This window comes from Mojavia sp., from assembly GCF_059505145.1.
On the sequence record NZ_JCACKA010000034.1, the window covers coordinates 104,817 to 126,954 of the forward strand.

The following is a 22,138-nucleotide window of genomic DNA, read 5'->3' on the forward strand; positions in this document are numbered from 1 at the left end:
ATCGCATTGTCACCCGATACAATCGCATTGTTTCCCGATACAATCGCATTGTCACCCGATACAATCGCATTGTTTCCCGATACAATCGCATTGTCACTCGATACAATCGCATTGCAGGGCGATGCAACTCAATTGCAGGGCGATGCAATCAAATTATCAATGAATATTAAGGGCGATGACGGGAAGCTTTACGCGCTCGGTTGAATTAGGGGCGATATCATATCCCGTTGGTATAGCAACTAAAGGAGGATGGCAATAAATATCACATCGCTAATCGCCGATTTCCATACCATTGGCTCAAATCATCCTCAATCGCTTCAAGAATGGCGATCGCCTCAGTTATGGATTCTGAAGAAGCAGCTAAAAGTGCAAACGCTCGCTCAAGGCGTTGTTGATAGTCCTGCGGGCAAATAGCAAACCTACCCGCGACTGCCGTTGCTCCCTTTTCATTTAACAGGTAATCTTCATTGAGCGCGAATAAAACCTGATTCATACACGCCACACTGCGGAAACAACAACCTGCTGCGTAAACAACATCATTGCGCGCAATCGCCTTTTTTGCGACTAGCAGCGAGAAACTGATTTCCCAAGCAAAAGTATTTATAGTTGCTTGTTTCAACTCAACTGGATAGGGTTTTGTCTTCGCCTTCAAAGCTTCTAAAACACTATCAGGATCGTAAAGTGGCTGACAAAGAGCTACTTCCCCCATATAAATCGAAGACACAAAGCCGTGGGGATGCCCTGGTTGATAATCAATAGTAATTTGTCCAGCATGGCAATCATCAATGACACGATTGACTTTTGCCAAATCTCGATAAAGAAAATCTACACCTACACCTTCGACCTTTAGCCAGCCGCCACCATTAATCCATTTTCCCCATTCCCCGATTGCAGTAATCAAATTTACGCGACCTTGATCATCAAGTTCAGAGGCGAGGCGATTCAAAGCAATTAAATCGGGCGGGTTTTCTTTGTTGTAATAAATTCCCAAATCCACATCTGACTTCTGTGTATGGTTACCCCGTGCCCGTGAACCACCTAGTGCGATCGCTGTAATTCCCTCAATTGACTGCAAACTAGAAACAATATGGTTAATGAATTGGGGCAATTCTTTACTCATAGAGCGATTGTTAAATTTCCATTGGGGACTTACACAAAATAAATTATTCAATTTACTCAGATAATAATATTTTTCTTTCTCCCTCTGCCCCCTGCCCCCTGCCTACACAGCAATGGGATATTTTTTGAGTTGAAAGTCCCTTGAGCCAGTACAGGTAATGGCCAACACAAGTCCTAAGATGCGAGATAATTTTTAAAAGATACAAGGGTGAATTCCATTGGTGCAACAACCAGAACTCCAAGAAAATTCCTCATCAGTGCAAGCTCTCCAGCGTGTGCTAATCAGCTTGAGCAATTACCGATGGATTTCATTAGGAGCTTTATTTAGTCTATTACTATTGACAGTTGCTAATGCGGTTACTCCCCAATTATTTCGCTGGGGAATCGATCAAGGCATTGCTAAAGAAAACTTACAAATAGTATTTTACAGCGCTGCATGGATGGTAGCGGCTGCGATCGCCCGTGGTTTGTTTAACTTTGGGCAAAGCTACTTGGCAGAGTCTGCTTCTCAAGGTGTAGCCTATGACCTACGAAACAAAATTTTTAGCAAAATTCAAAATCTTAGTTTTAGCTATCACGATCGCTCCCAGACTTCCCAACTGCTAACCCGTGTTACTAGTGACATCGAGCAGATCCGCACTTTTATTGGCACTAGCTTGATTCAGGTTGTGAGTGCAGTGGTGACATTGGTGAGTATTGCGGTAATTTTGCTGGTGATGGATTGGCAGTTGGCATTAATTACCCTGACGGTAGTACCTGTATCAGGATGGTTAATGGCGCAATTTATCACCCGCAATGACCGACTTTTCCGGCAGGTGCAAGAACAACTGAGCAACCTGAATGCGGTATTGCAAGAAAATCTATTTGGGATACGGGTAGTAAAAGCTTTTGTGCGGGAATCTGCCGAAAGGTCGCGTTACACGACTTTAAATGACGCCCTAGTCACGGCAAATATGAAGACGATTCGCGCCATCCGCAATACTTTCCCTTTTATCTTTTTAACGAGTAATTTGGTGACTGTAGCAGTTTTTGGCTATGGTGGGGCACAGGTAATTGGTGATAGGTTCTCGATTGGTGAACTAGTAGCGTTTAACTCTTACTTGGCGTTAATTCTCCAACCAATTTTACTGATTGGATTTGCTGCACCTGCGATCGCCCAAGCAGCTGCTTCTGCTGAACGAGTTTACGAAGTGGTGGATGCAGCAGTAGAAATTCGCGATCGCCCGGATGCTATTCCGTTTAGCACCTGCGGCGGTAGAATTACCTTTGAGAATGTTTCGTTTCGTTATCCAGGAGCCACAACCGAAGCTCTCAAAAATGTTTCTTTTGAAACCAAGCCTAACGAGCTGATTGCTGTTTTAGGGATGACGGGTTCTGGTAAAAGCACAATTATGAACTTGATTCCCCGCTTTTATGATGTCACCAGGGGAGCAATTCGCATTGACGGCCGGGATGTGCGGGATTTTACACTCACAAGTTTAAGAGCGCACATTGGCATTGTGTTCCAAGAAACTACACTTTTTTCTGGCACTCTCCGTGAGAATATCGCTTATGCCAAACCAAATGCCAGTTTAGAACAGGTGATTGAGGTTGCAAAAACTGCTCAAATTCATGATTTCATCAGCAGTTTGCCCGATGGTTACGAGACAATTGTGGGTGAACGTGGTATTGGGTTATCTGGTGGACAAAAGCAACGCATTGCGATCGCCCGCACCTTACTCACCGATTACAGTATTCTGATTTTAGATGACAGTACCTCTGCCGTTGATGCCAAAACTGCTACTCAGATTCAAGCCGAACTCGATGGACTCATGCGCCAAAAAGCTTGTGTTACTTTTGTTGTGGCTCAACGCATTAGTACCGTCAAGAATGCAGATCGGATTTTTTTGCTAGATAAAGGACGATTGGTTGCCCAAGGTACTCACGAAGAATTGATGCACACCAGTCCACTCTACGGTGTGATTTTGGAATCTCAAGTAAAGCAGAAGGAGAAACAATGAGAGGTATAGGCCCGGTTGTTGCATCCGAGCAACAGGCAACTCACCAAATCTCCACCTTACGGCGCTTTTTACAATATCTGCGACCCTACCACAAAGAAATTCCCATTGCTCTGACATTAGTATTTACTGGAGCCGCAACCCAGGCGATCGGGCCATTTTTACTAGGCTGGTCAATTGACCACCTAATCGTACCCGGAAATTTGCCGGGTTTGTTGCTGCTATTAGGACTACTCGGACTAACTTACGGACTGAGTATTTGGGCAATTCGGGGTCAAATTATTCGAGTCGGCTGGATTATGCAGCGATTGCTGGCTCAACTGAGACAAGACATTTTCACTAAAATCCAGAGTCTACCACTCAGTTTTTTTGACCGCAGTGAAGCAGGCGATTTAATGAGCCGTTTGCTGAATGATGTCAACACTGTGAATCAAGCATTTGGACAAACGATCGCCCAAATGCTGGGTAATTTTTTCAGTTTGGTTGGCATTGTGATTGCCATGCTTGCCATCAATTTGCAACTCGGCTTGTTGAGCAACCTAGTTGTACCAATCATGATTTTTACCACAAGCTTATTTGCACGTTGGGCAAGAGCCAGATTTCGCGTCACGCGCCAGACAATTGGGGAACTTTCCGCCAAGCTAGAAGAAGATATTGGCAGTGTGCGAGAAGCACAGGCATTTAATCGCGTACCTCTTAACATTGAAGAATTTGACATCCTCAATGCCGCCAATCGTGATGCTAACGTCCAGGCTGTAGCAATTACTGCGGCATTTTTACCATCCATTGATTTTCTCAACACACTGGCAACCGCAGGTGTACTAGCTTATGGTGGCTATCTTGCTGTCACAGGAGCAGCGACAGTAGGTGTAGTGACATCATTTTTACTTTACGTTCAGCAATTCTTTCGCCCTATTCAAATTCTCAGTCAGTTTTACACTCAGGCTCAGTCTGCCTTTGCCGGATTAGAGCGAATCTTCCTGCTGTTAGATGAACCGTCGCAACTCAATGATGCACCCGATGCGATCGAAATGCCACCCATTCACGGTGAAGTAATATTCGAGAATGTCAAGTTTGGCTATAACCCAGAGCAATTGGTTCTCAAGGGAGTGAATTTACACGCCCGTCCCGGACAAATGGTTGCATTAGTCGGGCCAACCGGCTCTGGAAAAACTACCATTATTAACCTCATATTGCGTTTTTATGATGTGTCTGGTGGCACAGTAAAAATTGATGACATTGATGTCCGTGATGTCACTCAAGCTAGTTTGCGGCGTCAGATTGGTATTGTTTTGCAAGACAATATTTTATTTAGCGGTACTGTTGCTGAAAATATTGCTTTTGGCTTGCCACACGCTACCCAAGCCGATATCGAAGCAGCTGCACAAATGGCGAATGTGCATGAGTTCATCACCTCACTGCCAGAGGGTTACACAACTCAATTGGGTGAACGAGGTGCGCCCCTCAGCCAAGGACAGCGACAACTCATTAGTATTGCCCGTGCGGTATTGATTAACCCCCGAATTCTGATTCTTGATGAAGCGACCAGCAGTATAGATACTCGCACAGAAGCACTCGTACAAACTGCGATCGCCCGCTTACTACAAGGTCGTACCAGCTTCGTGATTGCCCACCGTCTCAGCACCGTTACCCAAGCCGATCAGGTGCTAGTGATTCAGCAAGGACAAATTATCGAACAGGGTACTCATGCAGAACTTATTAGTCAGCAAGGTATGTACGCCAACCTCTATGCTCTCCAGTTGGGTACAGCAACCACTTAGGTTTACCGAACTTTAGATTTTAAATTTTAAATTTTGGATTGAATATTCAAGATTTAAAGTTTAAAGTGGTTTCCTAGTACCCAAGCCAAAATTTCTGTAATCTACGTTTCTAAAATTTGTCTAAATCTAAGTTGCTGAATAACTTCCGCATCTACCTCTCTAGCCTCACCTTCTTCAGTATTCTTAAATAGCACCGTAAACGCACCCGCACCTAACCTATCTTGAGGAAAGAGGCGATAACAAGGCATTGTAGTTAAATGCGATTGATACTCTTGCAAATAACTAATATTTACTGGCTGAAACTGCGGGAAACGTGCTAAAAACCATTCACAAACTTCTTCGTTTTCTTCAGGCGAGTAAGTGCAAGTCATATAAGCAAGATAACCTTGCGGTGCAACAATTTGAGCAGAGTTAGCAATAATGCGCTTTTGGCGATTGGCACATTTGTTAATATTAGTTGGGTGGAAACATCCTGGTGCTGTTTCACCTTTAGCTAGTAAAGATTGCCCAGTGCAAGGAGCATCTACTATAACTAAATCGCTTGATAAAGGTATCGCTTCAGCAAATATACTAGAATCTCTATTAGCTACAAAACTAGGGTAAATATGGCAACGTTTCAAATTAGAAATTAGCATCCCTAAACGTTTGCCAATAACTTCATTACTTATAATTAAATTCGGTTGCAATGCTTTCCAGGCAAAGATACTTTTTCCGCCTGGTGCAGCACATATATCAAAAATTAAACGTACTGATGGGGGATTGGTTAACAAAGTAGCAGCCGCAAATACAGAAGAGAAATCTAAACAATAGAAATATCCCTGTTCATGTAGAGGATGTTTACCAGGTTTCTCTTTTAAGTGTAAACGGTCTACAAATTGTGGTTGCCAAAATGTTGGACTTGCTACTGAAAAAGGTAAATTATCTGGCTTTTCCTGACACCAAAGAATACAGGGTAGAAAAGGCTGGGGATTAATTAACGCCTCAATAAACTTTTCTTGTGTATCAGGATTTTCAAACAAACGCCGTGAGAGTTTGAGTAATAAATTTGAAGGTTTTTCCATCTGGGAGTGAAACTGTTATGGAAGAACAATGCCATGCCAGGATTTGGCTGCATACTGAAAAACATAATGACCGCCATTCTATCGCGATCGCTACCATGCGACTGGCATCAGCTTCCAGCCTCAAACTGGAAGTTATCGCCTTTAGGGGCGCTAGCTAACCGCACTCAAACGATTGCCAAACTATCCACTGCACCGTATTGGGTCATGCTCTTAGATAATTTTCCGCGAAAAATACGTCAAGAAGCACAACTGTGGCGGGACGAAGGCATAATTAGTTCCTCACAGTACGAACAACTAGCTAACCGTTATCAATTTAATAACCTAGAAGCTGCTACCCGCGATCGCTTTGTGATGATTGTGATTGGAATCGGTGGCATACTTCTAGTATTAGGTGTAATTACCTTTGTAGCAGCCAATTGGCAGTCTTGGACAAGAGAAGTCAGATTTATCTTAATGATGAGTTTGTTTTTGTCCACTGCGATTACTGGTTTTTACACCTGGAGACAGCCTGCACTCAGCAAAGCCGAAGGCAAAAAACCGCAACGCAGTAAACGCTTACTCGGAGAAGCATTGCTGATTTTAAGCGCATTTATTTTAGGCGCAAATATACTGCTGATGGCCCAAACCTTCAATATTGTCGGTTCCAGTTCGGAACTGTTTTTAGCCTGGGGGTTTGGTGTTTTGATCATGGCTTACAGTCTGTCCTTAAATTCCTTGGGAATTTTGGCAATAGTCTTAATCCAGATTGGCTATTGGAGTGGGTTGGGAGACTGGTGGTACACATCAAACGATTTGACTTGGGCGCGGTTATTAGTGCGACACATGCCCTTGGTATCATGGTTGCTGTTTGTGCCTTTAGCTTATATTTGCCGATCGCGCTGGATTTTTGGACTAGCAGCCTTTGCCTTTACGACTTCTTTGCAATTCAACCTCAATCCCCTGCAAGTGCTAACTTACTCTGATATAGCACCTTGGGTAGCGTCTTTTGCCTTTGCGCTTCCACCTGCATTACTGTGGAGTTATGATGACCTGCTATTTCCCACAGTAAATTACAGGCTGTTTCAACCCTTGGCTCGTAGTTTAGCCTTGGTGTGTTTCGGCTTTGTCTTTTATATTCTGTCCTTTCGCTGGCAATGGCAATTTCCAGATTATGGTTATACCCTGCCAACAACTAACAGCAACATTCTTAGGACTCTTCCCATCATCGATTTGGGGATTCTCAGTGGTTTGGCAGTTTTGCAATGGTTATTTTTGCTGCGTCAAAGAAGCAACCCTCCGCGTCGGGAAGTAATTTTCACCATTGCTTTAGTTAGTGCATTTATTGGGATCACCGCCTTAGTACCTTTCTGGCATCAAGCTGTTAGCCGGATTAGTGAACTAGGGATTTTTGTGTTCAATGTACTATTAGCTATCTTAGCTTGGGGACTCATCCAAGAAGGAATAAAGTTAAACGATAGACGCTCCTTCTGGGGCGGTATGCTATTGTTAACTCTACAAGTCGTCAGTCGAGTATTAGAGTACGACACCGACTTGCTGTTTAAGTCCCTTGTGTTTGTCATGTGCGGTTCTGCACTGATTAGTGCTGGACTTTGGTTTGAACGCCGCCAACCTGCTGCATCTAAGTCTTCAGGTAAAGCCTAAAAGCGCAAAGAAATAATTCTTGGCTTTTGAGTGGTTTTAAGTTCATCATCTCTCTGCGTCAGTCCTAATTCTGGGTATCAATCCAGAGAAAATGGTTACTTTTAACTTTGCCAATTTCCCCTTGTTTTAGGACTACGCCCATGAATAGTAATACCTCTGAATCGAATAAATCGAATAAATCCAATCAATCGCTATCTCCAGAAGCAGAATTTTCTGGAAAGCTGACTTTTCGAGACTATCTAATTGCTACTGAACAGAAAGCAAACAAACCTCTTCCTTTTTGGCGGCTGCTGGTTCCCCTGTTAATCCAAACAGGGTTAATTATGGCAGTACCTACCCAAGCTTTGTACACAGACGTTGCAGGTAAGACAGTTATTTTGCAAAGTGCGCCTGTCAACCCTAATGATGTGCAGCAATCCGCCGTAAATTTGGACTATAACATATCCCGCCTGGCAACATTGAGAAGACTTCCTGGCTGGGAGGAGTTGTTAAGGCAAAATCGTGGTAGAAATAGACAATTGGCTCAAGGAACCAACTTGTATGTGACTTTGCAAGAGCAACAATCTTCTGGTCGTGGTGTTCCCAGAGCTTGGAGGTTGGTGCGAGTCAGTGGTAAGCGTCCAACAAACCTGCCAAACAATCAGGTAGCTTTAAAAGGCGTTTATCGAGATGGCTTTGTCACCTATGGCGTGGAAACTTATTACATCCCAGAAGAGCAACGGGAACAGATTAGTAGAGATATCTCCCGGAATTTGAACAGCCGAGGGGGACGACGACAACCGATAGTAGTGAAAGTTAAAGTCGATCCCCAAGGTAACGCAGTACCCATTAGTCTATGGGTACGCGATCGCAACTATCGCTTTTAAATTTTTTGCCGTAACTGCCAGGCTACACCAAAAGCTGCCCCAGCCCCGGCTACCAAGCCGGTACTCATTCCTTGTATAGTGTTTTGAATTGGGCTTTCGGTCAAACACTCATTCGTAACTGTCTTGGCTTGCAAGCACATAGTGCTTTCTGCCCAGCTGGTAGTACCGCCTAAAATTACACCTGTGATGCTACAGGAAACAACGAGTAGCAAAAGGCTTTTGGTTTTTCTATCCATAGATGGATTTTTAGATGTGCAGTTAGTAACAAATCATCAACTACTTTACACATCTTCAGGGAAATTGTCAGCTAGTTGGGGATTGGGGATTGGGGAATTGTGCGATCGCGCGCAACATCAAAGGCGATCGCTCACTATAAAAATTAGTTAAAAAATGCCCCATCTTAGGGTATAAAATGCTATTGCACCAAAAACTATGAAATATCAAGATGGTGCGTTACACTACAGTTCTGAAAGTAGCTAGACTGCTGTAGGCAACGCTTCACTAACACGCCTTGAGTAGTCTATAGCGTGTTTACATAAAGCATATTTTTTTAAAACCGTAATTGTACTCAAGTAAAAGCACGATTGCTTAAATATAATTTATACGAATTATTATATTAAGTATAAGTGTAAAAAATTGAAAGGTAATCAGATTTACTGGAATAAATGTCAACTCTGGATACTCGTATGGTTACTAGTAGTGGGAGCAACCGGAGTTACACAAAAAGCGACCGCACAGGAATACACTCTACCAAAAGCAGAAGAGAGTATAGATTCAAATTTAACTGTAGACTACTCTTTGTCAGAAAATAACGAACCGATGGCGCAAGTCACATCGGTTTCTCAATTAAAAGACATACAATCTACAGACTGGGCATTCCAAGCATTACAGTCTTTGGTGGAACGCTATGGCTGTATAGTGGGTTTTCCAGATGCGACATATCGGGGTAATAGAAGTATAAGCCGATATGAATTTGCAGCAGGTGTAAATGCTTGCTTGGAGCGAATAAATGAGTTAATCATCACAAGTACCAATGATTTGGTCACCCGTGAAGATTTAGGAAAATTACGAAAATTACAGGAAGAATTTGCTAGCGAATTAGTGTCTTTGCGGGGTCGAGTTGATAGTTTAGAAGCCCGTACCACTGAAATAGCTACCCAACAATTTTCTCCTACTACTAAACTTAGCGGACTTCTTATAGCTGGCATTCAAGGTCGCAGTAGCAATCGTGGTGATGTTAACCCTAGAGATGGCATTAAAGATTCAGATGATGCTGGTACAAATACTAATGTTATCTCTTTGGCACAGCTATTTTTAACCACCCAATTTACTCCCCGTAGTTATTTGTTGACAGGTCTTTTATTTGGTGTTGGCAGCAGCGGCCCTAGATTTAGTAATAACGTCTCTCGAAATAACGTTATCGTTGGCTACGAATATCCTACCAATGACGAATTGATCGTCAGTGACCTGAATTATCACTGGTTAGTAACTGACAACTTAGCAGTGATGTTGGGAACGCAAGGCGTAAATATGACGACTGCTTTCCGAGGCCCAAACAGGGTAGAAAACGCTGCTACTGGGCCATTATCTTTTTTTGCCCAAAGAAATCCAATTTTAAATATGGGGTTTGGTCATGGTGGTATAGCTGTCGATTGGCAATTTGCCAAACGTGCAAGTCTACAGGCACTTTATTCTAGTTTCATACCCGGAAATCCCGGTAAAAAAACCGGCTTATTTGATGGTAACACTACTACAGGTATACAATTGTTGTTAACACCAACTGATGCTGTAGATTTGAGTTTGTACTACGTTAATAACTACTCTTCAGATGGTTGTTTGCTAACTTATGTACAAGATGAGTGCTTAACTGCAAACTCAGAACCATTAAAAACTAATGCTGTTGGTGCTACTGTAACTTGGCAAATTTCACCACGCTTTAATATAGGTGCATGGGGTGGTTATACTAATTCTTACATTCCTGGAAGTTCGGGAAATGTAGAGACCAATAATTATATGGTGTTTATGAATTTTCCAGATTTATTTTCCCAAGGGAATCTGGGCGGCATTTATATTGGACAACCTCCTAAAATTACCAGTAGTGGCCTACCTGACGGAAGTAATGTTCCTGACTCGATAAATACAGGCAGAGGACGTGCTGGAGGACAACCAGGAACGACTACTCATATTGAAGTGTTTTATCGTTTCCAGCTAAATGATAATATTAGTATTACACCAGGAATAATTCATATTTTGCAACCAGGTCATACACCAGACAATGACCCAGTTACCATCGGCATCTTACGGAGTACCTTTAGCTTTTGACTTTCCTTGCGGGAAGTCCCCCGGTTCCGTAAACTACACCGGGGAATGAAAGCACTTTTCTACGACGATTCCATCTCCGAATCACATCAACCGCAGGTTAATTGATGAGTGGGATGAATTTTGTAACTACTGCTGCATTGACGGAGCGTTAAAAATTCTACTGGATACTGGTATTCTTGAGCTAGTTTTAGTTACTGCTAAAGACTCGCTACTTTCTGACTTAGAGGAAACAACTGTTTTACTATTAGAATTGTCAGCGACGTTAGCTTGAGGCGGTACATTTGTATTTTGATTAGGCAGTGAATCCGATGAGACGGGAACACTATTATTAGGATTTTTATTGTCTGGTTCTGTAACAACTTGGGCTTGAGATACAGTCAATGTCAAACTTTGACTAACTACTAACATGAATCCTAAAAATTGTATTGAATTATTCATGGTGATTAACGAAATTGTTAATTAATGAGTAGCAAGCTAATTAAGAAGATGTTTGTCAAATATCAAGTTGTATTGATATGCCCTCAAACTTTATTTTTAAGGGGATAAAGTTCTCCAAGCCCCGCTTAAAAAGATAAAAAGGGGGATATGAAAAGTATTTGATACATCACTAACAACTTTTAAATCATCCTTTAAGAAGGAAATCGCCATAAAATATCAATATTTTAGGCAACACTTAATTACATAAACATTGTTGATTCACTCAATAATGTTTATGCACTATTTGAATAGACTTGTTACTATGAATTTGATGTAAATTATTTGGGATATTTAACAAGTCAATGCCAATTATTATCAATTTTGATAAATAGTCTGATATATGCAATTCTTGAATAATTAATGAATTCTAAATATGCATTTTTCAGAAACATTGATTTAATTGGTATCAATTAATAACTTAACTCTTAAATATTGCAAAAAAAAGAGGAATTTTACGGAAATGTTTGTTTGTAAATACTGTTGATAATTTTAGCTATTTAACTATGTATTTATGTAATTTTAATAATATTTCCGTAAAAGAGTGATATTCTCTTTAAGAAATAACCGTTAGATTTAGGATATAAATTTTGAAGATAGCGTGGTGAGAAATTTATTGGTGTCAAATTAAGCTCAAATCCTCTTGGTAATAACGTAATATCCCTCTGTATTCTCTTTCTTTGTGTTCTTTGCGACGGCAGTCACTACAACGAGGAGACAGTTCCTTTGATCGCCACACTTGTAGACTACCTAGAGGCTGGCTTAAGACATGGTAGCAAACAGGAGAGCCAGCGCTGGACTCACCGCGCTGCTTCTCCTTGACTTTTACTCAATTTTGAAGTTGAAGGGTAAACGAGCATATACCCCTTGGGGATCGTTCATCTTTTGCAGAATTGCGATTTCCTGTTGCAGTTTCTGAAATTCAGCCGTTAAGGGATTAGATGGCTCGATTTGTGCGCTCTCAATTCCTAAAGCTTTCCGTGCCTCCTCGGTAGCCCGGCCGAAAAAGCGTTCTTCAAAGCTACTAACTTGGGGATACTCTCGCACTTGCCAATCATTGCCTAGTTTTGCTTGTTTGGCGGCGTATTCTATGGCAGTACTAAGACCGCCGATTTCATCTACTAAACCAATTTGTTTTGCTGCCGTACCTGACCAAACCCGTCCTTGGGCAATCTCTGCTACTTTTGCCTCTGGGAGTTTGCGGCCTTGAGCAACTTTATTGAGAAATATACTATAAATACGGTTAACACTGCGCTGATACAGTGCTAACTCTTGGGGCGATTTTGGGCGAGAAACAGTTTGAGTATCAGCATAGCGTCCAGTTTTCACCGAATCCCAGGTAATACCATTATCGTTTGCTAACTTTTGACCATTGAATAGCACCCCAAATACACCTATTGAACCTGTAATTGTATTTGGTTCGGCAAAAATACGGTTGGAGTCACTGGCAATCCAGTATCCACCAGAAGCAGCAACATCACCCATTGATACTACAACTGGTTTGACGTCACGAGTTAGCTGAACTTCTCGTTGCATCACCTCAGCTGCTGTAGCGCTACCACCGGGACTGTTAACCCGCAAAATTACAGCTTTGACATCATCATCTTGTCGCAGTTTATTGAAGATTTTGGCAAAGCGATCGCCTCCTACTTCTCCACTATCACCTTTGCCATCGACAATTTCGCCTTCCGCGTAGACAACAGCAATTTGATTTTTCGATTTGCGTTCTACACCCAAGGATTTGCCAGGAACTTGCGCGTACTCACTCAAATCAATTTGCCGAAAGGTTTTGTCTTTTTTATCACTAGCAGTTAACTTTTTCAGGTCGGTAACCACCTCATCGACATAAGCTACCCGATCTACTAAACCACTAGCTTTAGCTTCTCTAGCTTCTAGCAATGCCTGATTATCTGCGATCGCCTGCAATTTTTGCGAGTTGAGTTTCCGACTTACACCTACAGTAGTGCGCCATTCTCCCCAAACATCATTTAATAATCTCTGAGTTTGTTCGCGGTTCTCTGGACTCAACTTTGTCAAGATTAACGGTTCAATTGCTCCTTTAAATTTCCCGACTCGCACAATTTGAACGCCAATACCGTATTTTTGTAATGCGCCTGTCAAAAACATCGGTTGTGAACTTAAACCGTTGACTTCCATCAAACCTAAAGGGTTCAGTACGATGGTATCTGCTACTGAACTGAGGTAATAATCTCGTTCCTCCCAGTCCTTGCCATAAGCTACAATCCTTTTTCCCGCCGCCCGAAACTTCTCTAGGGATTGCCGGATTTCCTTGAGGGATGCATAACCGGCGGGATTTGCTGTTCCAGTACGTGTTGCATCGAGGTAAATACCCACAATTCGTGGGTCGCGCCGTGCCTTTTCTAAAGTATTTAGAATACTACGCAATGACATTCTGTTATCTTCTACACCTGACAATGCCTTTTGTAAAAATTCCCCAGAACTTGGTTCCCCATCGGTAATATTCATCGATAAGTCAAAAACTACCACAGACTTATCTTTGACTAGCGGCCCTGTATCTTTAGAGGTGGCGGCGGCAAACAACAGCAAGAACAATCCAGTAGTTCCGATACCACAGAAAATAATAAGTCCCAGTAAGCTGCCAACTAAGCTAGCAAAAGTTTGTTGAATAAAGTTACGCATTTCAGTTATTAGTTATTTACTTATTATTTATTAGTCGTAGAAGTAGGGAACAGGGAACCGAAAAGAAGGAAGAATAATTAACCACAGATAAACACAGATAAATTTGTACCTCAGCAGACTAGGAAACGCTATAAGTCTTTTTTCAAAAATCAAATAGGAATCCTATAGCTAATAACTATTGTATGCGCTGCAAAGTTCCAGAATGCTTTAACTGATCTAAAGTTGCATTACCAGTACAGAATAAAACTGTGGTGATTTCTGCAATTAGCACCTCAACCAATTCATTAAGTGCTGCTTCTGATGCTGCTGCTGCTTGTAAGAAAGGCATTGCCAAACCAGCTATATCTGCTCCCAGCGCGATCGCCATTGCCACATCCACACCATGACGCAATCCTCCCGAAGCTATTAGGGGTATATGAGGAGCGATCGCCCGAATACTTGTAATACAATCTGCCGTTGGTAAACCCCAATCAGCAAACGTCTTTCCTAAGCGGCGTTGCAAGGCATTATCTGCTCGTTCGCTTTCCACCTTTGCCCAAGAAGTGCCACCTGCACCCGCCACATCAATCGCCGTTACGCCAGCAGCGATCAGTTTCTCTGCCATAACTGCCGAAATCCCATTGCCCACTTCCTTCACAATCACTGGTACTGGCAACTTATTGCATAATACAGCAATCTTGTCAAGCAATCCTCGAAAATTAGTATCACCTTTAGTTTGAATGCATTCTTGTAGAGGATTGAGATGTAAAATCAAAGCATCAGCTTCTAAGATATCGACTACCCGCAGACATTCATCTAAACCATACTTATAGTTAAGTTGCACAGCACCCAAGTTAGCCAATAAAAGCACATCAGGGGCATACTTGCGTACAGCGAAAGTCTCAGCCACCTGAGGTTTTTCCACTGCTACTCGCTGAGAACCCACACCCATCGCAATTTTGTAAACTTGGGCAACTTGCGCTAGACGTTGGTTAATAATTGCTGCTTGTTCGGTTCCCCCAGTCATAGAAGAGATAAGTAGGGGTGCGTCCAAGTGTTTACTCAGGAAACTTGTACTGATATCAATTTCGTCGCGGTTTAGTTCTGGTAAGCAACAATGGGTGAAACGATAGCGTTCTAGTCCATTTGTTGTTTGCTGACACTGAACATCTTCTTCTAAGCAAATGCGGATGTGTTCCGCTTTACGAGACTGGGTTTGTGCCGAGATGCTGGTAGGAACTTTCACTAGTAGGTATAACTCAAAGCAGTTGTTCTCACTACATATTACAGTGAGAGGAATTCTGAACAATGGTGATTGAATAGAGGTGCTAAGTAGCCCTTCTACTTGCGACGACTCCCCCCAAGGACATTTCGCCACTTCTGCCAAAGTTGAGCATTCTATTGCTTTTTTAGTTTAAAGGCATCGCGGCAGGTTTTTTAAGGTTGCGATCGGCACAAATTTGATCGCAAGGGTTCTCTCGCGTCAGCCGATTGCGCTCCCGCGCAGCCAGGATGTCAAGGACTATCGACAGTTCTGGTTGTAAGTTGATGTAGTATATCGCCTGCTAGGTCGTACACCCTACTTTGTTCGGTCACTATTTCGACGAGTCGAAATAGTCTTTGTTTCGAGATAAGCTCTAAATAGTACTCAGACACGATGGATAGGAGTACTGATGGGGTTATGAAGAATGAAACCTGTTTTGGATGCTCAGGTGTCCGAGCCTATATGCCAAGGTTCCTGGTATTTAGCGCCTACGTTATGATTACTGTTGCGGCTTTCTCGCTGTCTGGCTGTATGCGCGAGAAAACGAAAAAAATTGTCGGATTTTCGCAGACGGAGAATATTGGGCCATGGCGCATTGCCGAAACGAACAGCATCAAGGAGGAGGCCGCCAAGCGTAAGAAAACTTATGATTTTCTGATGACGGATGCCCAGGGGCAGACATCAAAGCAATTTGCCGACATTGAGGATCTGATCGCACGACAAGTTGACGCCATATTCCTTGCGCCACGCGAGTATGAGGGTCTCACGCCCGCCCTCGAAGCAGCGAGAGCAGCAAAAATACCGGTTTTTCTCATCGACCGTGAAGCGGCGGGAAGACCAGGAGAACATTTTGTCAGCTTTCTTGGGTCGGATTTTATCGCGCAAGGCCGTCGCGTTGGCGAATGGCTAGCCCAGGCGACCGATGGCAAAGCGTCCATCGTGGAACTCACCGGAACAGCGGGTTCATCGGTCGCAATTGATCGGGCTAAGGGGTTTCGTAGCGCCATCGGCAGTTATCCCAACATGAAGATCATCGCCACGCAAACGGCGGATTTTTCGCGGGCTGCGGCCCAGCGCGTAATGGAAAACATCATCCAAGCCAAGGGTTCCGAAATCACCGCAGTATATGCTCACAATGACGAAATGGCATTAGGTGCCATCCAGGCTCTCAAATCCGCAGGTATGAAGCCCGGCAAGGATGTGATAGTCGGTTCAATCGATGGTCAGAAAGCCGCGCTTGAGGCAATTATCCGTGGCGAGCTTGGCGTAAGTGTCGAGTCCAACCCGCGTTTTGGCCCACTTGTTTTCGCCACGATGGAGAAGTATTTTGCTGGCAAGAAAATTCCTCCGAGAATCATTCTCAAGGACAGGCTCTTCGACGCGACCAACGCCAAGGATTTCGTACATGAAGCATACTAGTAGCAGGACAATCCAAGATTACTAGGTTATGAGGTAAAGGATAATTTTTCAAGCGATCGCTGAGTGCGTACTCGCCTCGTTTGCGTATTACCAATTCGTTTGCTATTTCAGCCACCAGTGGATGTCAAGTAGTTATCAATCATTACACCCTCAAATCCAAAATCCAAAATTGTTTCACCAAGGTCGTTTGGGTTATGTGAAAAACCGCCCGTGTGTTTATCAGTTTACTCCAGCCGATGATGGTCGCTCCTCGATTTTCGGGCAATGGTTAAGTCGGGATGAAGCACTAAAGCGTGAGTTGGTGTCAGTCACACAAGGGCTGATGCAGCGGGGTTAGATGCGCTCTACTACTCCTTGATTTGGTAGAGCGAACGAGACTGTTGTCGTGATCGGGGCATTTGGGTCGGATACTGTAGTTCCAGTCTCTGGAGATGGAGGCAATAGCCGATAATCAGTACGCCAGCGCTGATGATTGAGGTCACAAACAACATAGCCACGCTGCCTACCGTTGAAGTACTTCACCCACGGACTTTCTGGTAAAGCCTTCTCAATTCGGTCGCTAGCACCAAAACCTGAGCTGATCGATGTGCCGACAAACTCAGTACCTACTGTGGCTGAGTTAGGGTTATTGTAGTCAGCCTTGAGGTCGCTTACCCAGCTCGAGTGTGTATCACCAGTGATCACAACTGGGTTTGCTGGCTGACGTTGAGCAAGAAAGTTGAGAATACGACTACGGGCAGCTACATAGCCATCCCAAGCATCAACATTGAAGGCAGCCTCAGAACCCGCCGTCCAGTCGTGTTGGGTAAAGACAACCTGTTGAGCAAGAACGTTCCAGCGTGCTTGAGAGCGTTCTAGGTTGCTCAACAGCCACTGCTCTTGCTCAGTACCAGTCATAGTGGCATTTAGATCGAAAGCTTTGGGGCAGCGTGGCTCAATGCTGTCATTACAAGGCTGATCGCTACGGTACTGACGAGTATCCAGGACATTGAACTCAACCAAGTTACCAAAGTTTAAACGTCGATACAGTTTCATATCAATGCCTCTAGGTTTTGAGAAGTCCCGCAGTGGCATATGCTCGTAATATGCTTGGAAAGCAGCAACACGACGAGCTAGGAAAGCTTCGCGTGATTGTTTTTCTGGGTCTTGAGGAATTTCATCCGCCCAGTTATTGTCAACTTCGTGATCGTCCCAAGTGACTAGCCAAGGAAATGCAGCATGGACAGCTTGCAGATTGGGGTCAGTTTTGTACTGGGCATGACGGTTGCGATACTCCTCCAGCGTTACTGGTTCTCCATCACCTTCATGAGTTCGCAGTGCATTCGCTCTTGGCGCTCCCTCATAAATGTAGTCACCAAGGTGAAGTACTAAGTCTAAATCTTCTTGAGCCATATGTTTATAGGCAGCGAAGTATCCTTGCTCCCAATTTTGACAAGAAGCGAAGGCAAAACGGAAGCGATTGACGCGATCGCCGGGGTTAGGAGCAGTGCGTGTCCGCCCAATAGGACTGACTTGATTACCTACTCGGAAGCGATACCAGTACCAACGCGCAGGTTGTAATCCTTGCACTTCCACATGAACAGAGTGTCCAAATTCGGGAGTCGCCATCTGTGTGCCACTGCGGACAACTCGCTGCATCTTTTCGTCGGTAGCAATCTGCCACTGCACTGGAACATTATATTGCGGCATCCCACCACCATTGAGCGGATCAGGGGCTAGGCGCGTCCACAACACTATATTATCTGGCAATGGTTCACCGGAAGCGACACCTAAGCTAAAAAGATAACTAGAAAATCTAGGTTGGGCGAGAACTCTGTTAGACCATTGATTAGCAATCACTAAACCAGTTAAGCTTCCAGCCCCAATTAAAAATTGTCGCCGTCTGTGCCGACTCGATAGCAAGCGCTCGAAGTTTAACCTCTGCATACACCCTTCCTTGAAAGTTGCAGTTGAACCACCGCAAATGTAGCAGCGTAACTTTAATACTTCTTTGCAATTAGATTAAGCATTGATTATTTCTCCACGCTTCTAAGCGTACAGATGACTTATGGCTGCACCAAAAACAGAATGATACCAACGAGCGAACCCAAGAGTAGCACTATACTACTAAAAGAACTGATGACAAAGCCAATCATCCGCTTGGAGGCAGCCTGATAGTATCCCCAAGCATAGGCAATTCGACCCACAAGCCAGATAGCACCGATAACCGCTCCCCACAACGGGTTGACGTAGAAAGAAAATAACCATAAACCAGGCAGGAACAAAACCATTTGCTCTAGAGTATTTTGCTGGACACGCAGCACTCGTTCAAAGTCAGCATCTCCTGCCATTTGAGGAGGTGGTACTTTATATTTGGCTCTGGCTCGACCAACATTAACTGTGATGACCAAGTACAGTAGCAGTGTTAGAGCAGTTATGAGACTAGTCCAGGACGACATATCAAAATCCTCGCGTACCAAAAAAGTATAATTCTTTAGTTTCATAATTGGGCAATCGCCCACAACAACCGCGATGATGCAGACATGGTGGCGCGGCAGATTGTGGCGACGTGGGAGTCCGGCACTTTGGAAACCCAAGAGCAGGTAAAACAATTTTTGATTTTGGATTTTGCGAAAAGTTGTCAGGAGGGTTTCTAACGCCAGTCGCAAACTTTTCAAGACGGATTTTAGATTGACCCCATGCATGAATACAGGGGCTTCAATTAAAATTTTTGGATTTGAGATTTTGGATTTCTTCTCGCCTTTAAATTCGCTTTCTACCCTCAAGAGCGGGAACCCTCTTCTTTTGCAAAAACGCTAACGCGAACAGACCCGCTTAGATTTTAAACTTTGAATCCTTCAATTCCATTATTTAAAATCTAAAATTCGGTGACGGCATTTGTGCGATCGCATACGTCAATAATCAGACTCTACAATTATGTAGAAGTATTTAGATTAATAACAAACAATTTTCTGCTTTGGTCAAATAATTCGTCGCTCTACAATTGCACTCAATTATTAAACATTTTTACTTGCTTTAGCTGTGTTCATTACTGCTTTGTTCTAACAATCGCCTAACTAGTTCTTCCGTGCGGCCAATTGTGTAATCAATAGTTTCTATTACTCTACTGACGCTTTCCTCCAGTTGTAGTTGAAAGTTTTCTTGCCTTTGGGCTAGTCTGTCGATTTTCGCCGTCACTTGGGCGAGTGTCTGGCTATTATTCTGAATAATTGCTTGAAGTTCTATTTGGTTTACTGCTAATCGGTTAATTGCGATAGATAAATCAGCGATCGCGTTTGTGTTTGCCTGCTGCTGTACTGCGTTACTAAAAGTTTGTTCTTCAATACGAGTCAGCGCTTGATCGTGCCGATGGACTGTTTCTGATGTGGTGGTAGCTATCTGTGCAACCTGTGCCATCAGTGGAACCAACTGATTCAGCATTTGGGCGTGGGTTGTCAGCATTACCTCAAGCTGATCCAGTCTGTTAGAAGCTGGTGTTCCTCCATTTTGGTGATTTCCGGGTGTCTGGCTCATGCTATTTATTCCCCTCCAGAGATTTGTTGTTTTACTCAAGTGCAAACAGTACTCTCAATTGATAATCCCCTAAATTGACCAAAGGAGTTTTATTTAACACTCCGAGAAGGAAGTCCCCAGGTTCCGAAGACTTCACCTGGGGATGAGAGCGAGAGCAGGGTCTAGTTAGCTAGGCGGAGAATCTTGTTGCTTGATATATTTCTTCAGTACATCAAGCGAAACCACCACTAGAATTCACAAAATATGAGCTTGACCAAAAAACGGCTTTCCAATAGTGTTTGTCAACGTGTGACTTGAACTCTTTGCGGATTAATCTACTTGACGACGCTTTTAGGACTTTTACGAACTCAGAAATATGATTATCTGGTGAAAGATTGACCAATAAGTGAACATGGTCTGACTCGCCATTAAATTCAATGAGAATACTTTTTTGTTGCTCACATAGATCGGTAAAAATTGCTTGTAACCTAGTCAAGATTGCAGAGGTAATAACCTTGCGTCTGTACTTCGTTACCAACACAATATGTAGGTGAATGCAAAATACAGCGTGAGAACTCTTTCTAAGAAAGGGTTGCACTGTGCGTTATGTGAATAAGATGATGACATTCATGATAGTAACACGTAGAACAACCTTTCGCTTATATCCAACCCCTTCTCAGGAAGTCAAATTGCACTATTGGCGGCGACTTCATAAGGATTTATACAATTCCTGTCTTTACCATAGAAAGACAGAATATCAGCGTTTTGGCAATTCTGTTAGTTACTACGATCAACAAAATATTCTGCCAGAATTCAAGGAGTGCTGGACTGAGTATAAAGAGTTAGGTTCGCAAGCTTTGCAAGCAACTGTTAAGCATGTTGATTATGCTTACGCACGATTTTTCAAGGGTTTAGGTGGGTATCCAAAATTCAAATCCTCACGGCATTATCGTGGATGGACTTACCCAGGAATCAGTGGGTGGAAAGCACATACAACAGGCGATAACGGTTATCTAGAATTGTCTAACTTGGGGCAAGTTCAGATGAGGGGTAAAGCTAGGACTTGGAGTGTACCAACAACTTGCACCATTATCTGGAAACAAGGGAAATGGTATGCCTCAATCACGGTAAATTGCGAACCACAAAGAAAGACAAATACTAATGCTGTTGGGTTGGACTTTGGCGTATATCACGCTGTTGCTTGCTCGGATGGAACGATAATTGATAACCCCAAATATTTAGCTAACACCCAACAGAAAATAGAGCAAGCATCTAAAAAGTTACGCCGCAAACGCTCCCCTAATTTTAAAAAGAAGATTAAGGCATCTAAACGCTGGAGGAAAAGCCGGAAACAGGTCAGTAAACTACAAAGCAAAGTTGCTAATCAGAGGCAAGATTGGCAACATAAAGTGGCTGCACAGATAGTAAAGAGTAATTCACTGGTAGCTACAGAAAAGCTAAATATTAAAGCGATGACTCGTAAAGCCCAAAAAGGTAGTAAGAGAAAACAGCAAAAGACAGGGCTGAATCGGTCACTGTTAGATGTTGGGATTGGTAATCTTACCTCACTAATCAAATACAAACTTAGTGAGTGTGACGGGATATTTGTTGATGTTCCCCTCAAAATTGCTCCATCTCAAACTTGCCCTAACTGTGGACACAAAAAGAAAAAAGAGTTATCCGAACGTGTGCATAATTGTGAGAACTGTAATTTCACTGCGGATCGGGATGTCGCCGCTTCAATAGTAATGCTCAATTATGCACTGAGGTTAGGAACTAGCCTCATAAACGTGGATGTTGAACCTCTTTCTAAGACCATAAAAGTTGCGGTGATGAACTTGGGCGATCGCACGACTCAACTGCGGTTTGCTGGGGTCAAACTCTACAGCAACCACTGGACGAATACCCGCCAGTACCACTCCAACTTCAATTCCACTGCCCCTGCAAATAGCACAACAGCGATTGGTGCATTATCTGGCTGTCTGGGCTATAAACGTTGAGATACGTTGACTTCATTGTGTCCGAAATATATTATGCAACGCAAAAATAATTACTGAAACTA

General features: G+C 43.2%; 18 protein-coding genes and 2 pseudogenes. 10 read left to right on the top strand and 10 right to left on the bottom strand.

Annotation, left to right across the window (positions count from 1 at the left end):
• Positions 1–204, top strand: a pseudogene (locus AC5JL8_RS05205) (hypothetical protein); the annotation flags it as partial.
• Between the two features lie 58 nt (positions 205–262).
• Here AC5JL8_RS05205 and AC5JL8_RS05210 read toward each other — a convergent pair.
• The gene (locus AC5JL8_RS05210) at positions 263–1,120 is read right to left on the bottom strand and encodes a nucleotidyltransferase domain-containing protein (RefSeq protein ID WP_495878711.1); all 858 of its coding nucleotides are present in this window, start codon (positions 1,118–1,120) and stop codon (positions 263–265) included.
• Between the two features lie 217 nt (positions 1,121–1,337).
• Between AC5JL8_RS05210 and AC5JL8_RS05215 the strand changes: the two genes are divergently transcribed.
• Both AC5JL8_RS05215 and AC5JL8_RS05220 read left to right on the top strand, forming a co-directional pair.
• Positions 1,338–3,119, top strand: coding sequence for an ABC transporter ATP-binding protein (locus AC5JL8_RS05215; protein WP_495878712.1), 1,782 nt, complete (start codon positions 1,338–1,340; stop codon positions 3,117–3,119).
• A complete protein-coding gene (locus tag AC5JL8_RS05220; protein WP_495878713.1) occupies positions 3,116–4,897 on the top strand; it encodes an ABC transporter ATP-binding protein in 1,782 nt (593 codons plus the stop codon). Before AC5JL8_RS05215 ends, AC5JL8_RS05220 begins: the two co-directional genes overlap by 4 nt.
• 101 nt (positions 4,898–4,998) lie before the next feature.
• Here the strand turns inward: AC5JL8_RS05220 and AC5JL8_RS05225 are convergent, their stop codons facing one another.
• The gene (locus AC5JL8_RS05225; protein WP_495878714.1) at positions 4,999–5,958 is read right to left on the bottom strand and encodes an RsmB/NOP family class I SAM-dependent RNA methyltransferase; all 960 of its coding nucleotides are present in this window, start codon (positions 5,956–5,958) and stop codon (positions 4,999–5,001) included.
• A 204-nt stretch (positions 5,959–6,162) separates the two neighbouring features.
• On the opposite strand from AC5JL8_RS05225, the gene AC5JL8_RS05230 reads away from it, so the two are divergent.
• Positions 6,163–7,599 (top strand): DUF2157 domain-containing protein, encoded by a 1,437-nt coding sequence (locus tag AC5JL8_RS05230; RefSeq protein WP_495878772.1) that lies wholly within the window; start codon positions 6,163–6,165, stop codon positions 7,597–7,599.
• 140 nt (positions 7,600–7,739) lie between these two features.
• Entirely contained in the window at positions 7,740–8,465 is a 726-nt protein-coding gene (locus AC5JL8_RS05235) for a GDYXXLXY domain-containing protein (protein ID WP_495878715.1), read from the top strand.
• Here the strand turns inward: AC5JL8_RS05235 and AC5JL8_RS05240 are convergent.
• Positions 8,462–8,701 carry a hypothetical protein gene (locus tag AC5JL8_RS05240; protein ID WP_495878716.1) on the bottom strand — a complete coding sequence of 80 codons (240 nt, stop codon included), beginning with the start codon at positions 8,699–8,701 and terminating at the stop codon, positions 8,462–8,464. The genes AC5JL8_RS05235 and AC5JL8_RS05240 overlap by 4 nt on opposite strands.
• 16 nt (positions 8,702–8,717) lie before the next feature.
• Here AC5JL8_RS05240 and AC5JL8_RS05245 point away from each other — a divergent pair, with 16 nt between their 5' ends.
• Both AC5JL8_RS05245 and AC5JL8_RS05250 read left to right on the top strand, forming a co-directional pair.
• The gene (locus tag AC5JL8_RS05245) at positions 8,718–8,852 is read left to right on the top strand and encodes a hypothetical protein (protein ID WP_495878717.1); all 135 of its coding nucleotides are present in this window, start codon (positions 8,718–8,720) and stop codon (positions 8,850–8,852) included.
• A gap of 249 nt (positions 8,853–9,101) precedes the next feature.
• On the top strand, positions 9,102–10,787 hold the full coding sequence (locus tag AC5JL8_RS05250) for an iron uptake porin (protein WP_495878718.1): 1,686 nt from the start codon (positions 9,102–9,104) through the stop codon (positions 10,785–10,787).
• Between the two features lie 126 nt (positions 10,788–10,913).
• On the opposite strand, the gene AC5JL8_RS05255 is transcribed toward AC5JL8_RS05250, so the two are convergent.
• The 3 genes from AC5JL8_RS05255 to fni all read right to left on the bottom strand — a co-directional run bounded on the left by AC5JL8_RS05255 (position 10,914) and on the right by fni (position 15,147).
• Complete coding sequence (locus AC5JL8_RS05255) at positions 10,914–11,225, bottom strand: hypothetical protein (RefSeq protein ID WP_495878719.1); 312 nt, start codon at positions 11,223–11,225, stop codon at positions 10,914–10,916.
• An 861-nt stretch (positions 11,226–12,086) separates the two neighbouring features.
• Positions 12,087–13,922 (bottom strand): signal peptide peptidase SppA, encoded by a 1,836-nt coding sequence (gene sppA / locus AC5JL8_RS05260; protein ID WP_495878720.1) that lies wholly within the window; start codon positions 13,920–13,922, stop codon positions 12,087–12,089.
• 175 nt (positions 13,923–14,097) lie between these two features.
• Positions 14,098–15,147: a type 2 isopentenyl-diphosphate Delta-isomerase gene (gene fni, locus AC5JL8_RS05265; RefSeq protein ID WP_495878721.1), complete on the bottom strand. Its 1,050-nt coding sequence runs from the start codon at positions 15,145–15,147 to the stop codon at positions 14,098–14,100.
• A gap of 435 nt (positions 15,148–15,582) precedes the next feature.
• Here fni and AC5JL8_RS05270 point away from each other — a divergent pair, with 435 nt between their 5' ends.
• Together AC5JL8_RS05270 and AC5JL8_RS05275 are read left to right on the top strand one after the other, a co-directional pair.
• Positions 15,583–16,584 (top strand): ABC transporter substrate-binding protein, encoded by a 1,002-nt coding sequence (locus tag AC5JL8_RS05270; RefSeq protein ID WP_495878722.1) that lies wholly within the window; start codon positions 15,583–15,585, stop codon positions 16,582–16,584.
• Between the two features lie 121 nt (positions 16,585–16,705).
• Complete coding sequence (locus AC5JL8_RS05275) at positions 16,706–16,921, top strand: hypothetical protein (protein WP_495878723.1); 216 nt, start codon at positions 16,706–16,708, stop codon at positions 16,919–16,921.
• On the opposite strand, the gene AC5JL8_RS05280 is transcribed toward AC5JL8_RS05275, so the two are convergent.
• The 4 genes and pseudogenes from AC5JL8_RS05280 to tnpA all read right to left on the bottom strand — a co-directional run bounded on the left by AC5JL8_RS05280 (position 16,918) and on the right by tnpA (position 20,674).
• On the bottom strand, positions 16,918–18,510 hold the full coding sequence (locus tag AC5JL8_RS05280) for an alkaline phosphatase D family protein (RefSeq protein ID WP_495878724.1): 1,593 nt from the start codon (positions 18,508–18,510) through the stop codon (positions 16,918–16,920). The two genes, AC5JL8_RS05275 and AC5JL8_RS05280, sit on opposite strands and share 4 nt — an antisense overlap.
• Before the next feature lie 119 nt (positions 18,511–18,629).
• Positions 18,630–19,241, bottom strand: coding sequence for an MAPEG family protein (locus tag AC5JL8_RS05285; RefSeq protein ID WP_495878725.1), 612 nt, complete (start codon positions 19,239–19,241; stop codon positions 18,630–18,632).
• 358 nt (positions 19,242–19,599) lie between these two features.
• Positions 19,600–20,097: a hypothetical protein gene (locus tag AC5JL8_RS05290; RefSeq protein WP_495878726.1), complete on the bottom strand. Its 498-nt coding sequence runs from the start codon at positions 20,095–20,097 to the stop codon at positions 19,600–19,602.
• 165 nt (positions 20,098–20,262) lie between these two features.
• Positions 20,263–20,674: pseudogene (gene tnpA / locus AC5JL8_RS05295) on the bottom strand (IS200/IS605 family transposase).
• A 31-nt stretch (positions 20,675–20,705) separates the two neighbouring features.
• Between tnpA and AC5JL8_RS05300 the strand changes: the two are divergent.
• Positions 20,706–22,076: an RNA-guided endonuclease InsQ/TnpB family protein gene (locus AC5JL8_RS05300; protein WP_495878727.1), complete on the top strand. Its 1,371-nt coding sequence runs from the start codon at positions 20,706–20,708 to the stop codon at positions 22,074–22,076.
• Positions 22,077–22,138 lie beyond the last annotated feature (62 nt).

Bases quoted from the DNA above. Each gene is read 5' to 3' on its own strand.
- AC5JL8_RS05220 (WP_495878713.1), top strand. From the start codon at position 3,116: ATGAGAGGTATAGGCCCGGTTGTTGCATCCGAGCAACAGGCAACTCAC.
- AC5JL8_RS05240 (WP_495878716.1), bottom strand. From the start codon at position 8,701: ATGGATAGAAAAACCAAAAGCCTTTTGCTACTCGTTGTTTCCTGTAGC.
- AC5JL8_RS05255 (WP_495878719.1), bottom strand. From the start codon at position 11,225: ATGAATAATTCAATACAATTTTTAGGATTCATGTTAGTAGTTAGTCAA.
- AC5JL8_RS05290 (WP_495878726.1), bottom strand. From the start codon at position 20,097: ATGAGCCAGACACCCGGAAATCACCAAAATGGAGGAACACCAGCTTCT.
- AC5JL8_RS05210 (WP_495878711.1), bottom strand. From the start codon at position 1,120: ATGAGTAAAGAATTGCCCCAATTCATTAACCATATTGTTTCTAGTTTG.
- AC5JL8_RS05225 (WP_495878714.1), bottom strand. From the start codon at position 5,958: ATGGAAAAACCTTCAAATTTATTACTCAAACTCTCACGGCGTTTGTTT.
- AC5JL8_RS05230 (WP_495878772.1), top strand. From the start codon at position 6,163: ATGCTCTTAGATAATTTTCCGCGAAAAATACGTCAAGAAGCACAACTG.
- AC5JL8_RS05235 (WP_495878715.1), top strand. From the start codon at position 7,740: ATGAATAGTAATACCTCTGAATCGAATAAATCGAATAAATCCAATCAA.
- AC5JL8_RS05270 (WP_495878722.1), top strand. From the start codon at position 15,583: ATGAAGAATGAAACCTGTTTTGGATGCTCAGGTGTCCGAGCCTATATG.
- AC5JL8_RS05300 (WP_495878727.1), top strand. From the start codon at position 20,706: ATGATAGTAACACGTAGAACAACCTTTCGCTTATATCCAACCCCTTCT.
- AC5JL8_RS05280 (WP_495878724.1), bottom strand. From the start codon at position 18,510: ATGCAGAGGTTAAACTTCGAGCGCTTGCTATCGAGTCGGCACAGACGG.
- AC5JL8_RS05275 (WP_495878723.1), top strand. From the start codon at position 16,706: ATGTCAAGTAGTTATCAATCATTACACCCTCAAATCCAAAATCCAAAA.
- sppA (WP_495878720.1), bottom strand. From the start codon at position 13,922: ATGCGTAACTTTATTCAACAAACTTTTGCTAGCTTAGTTGGCAGCTTA.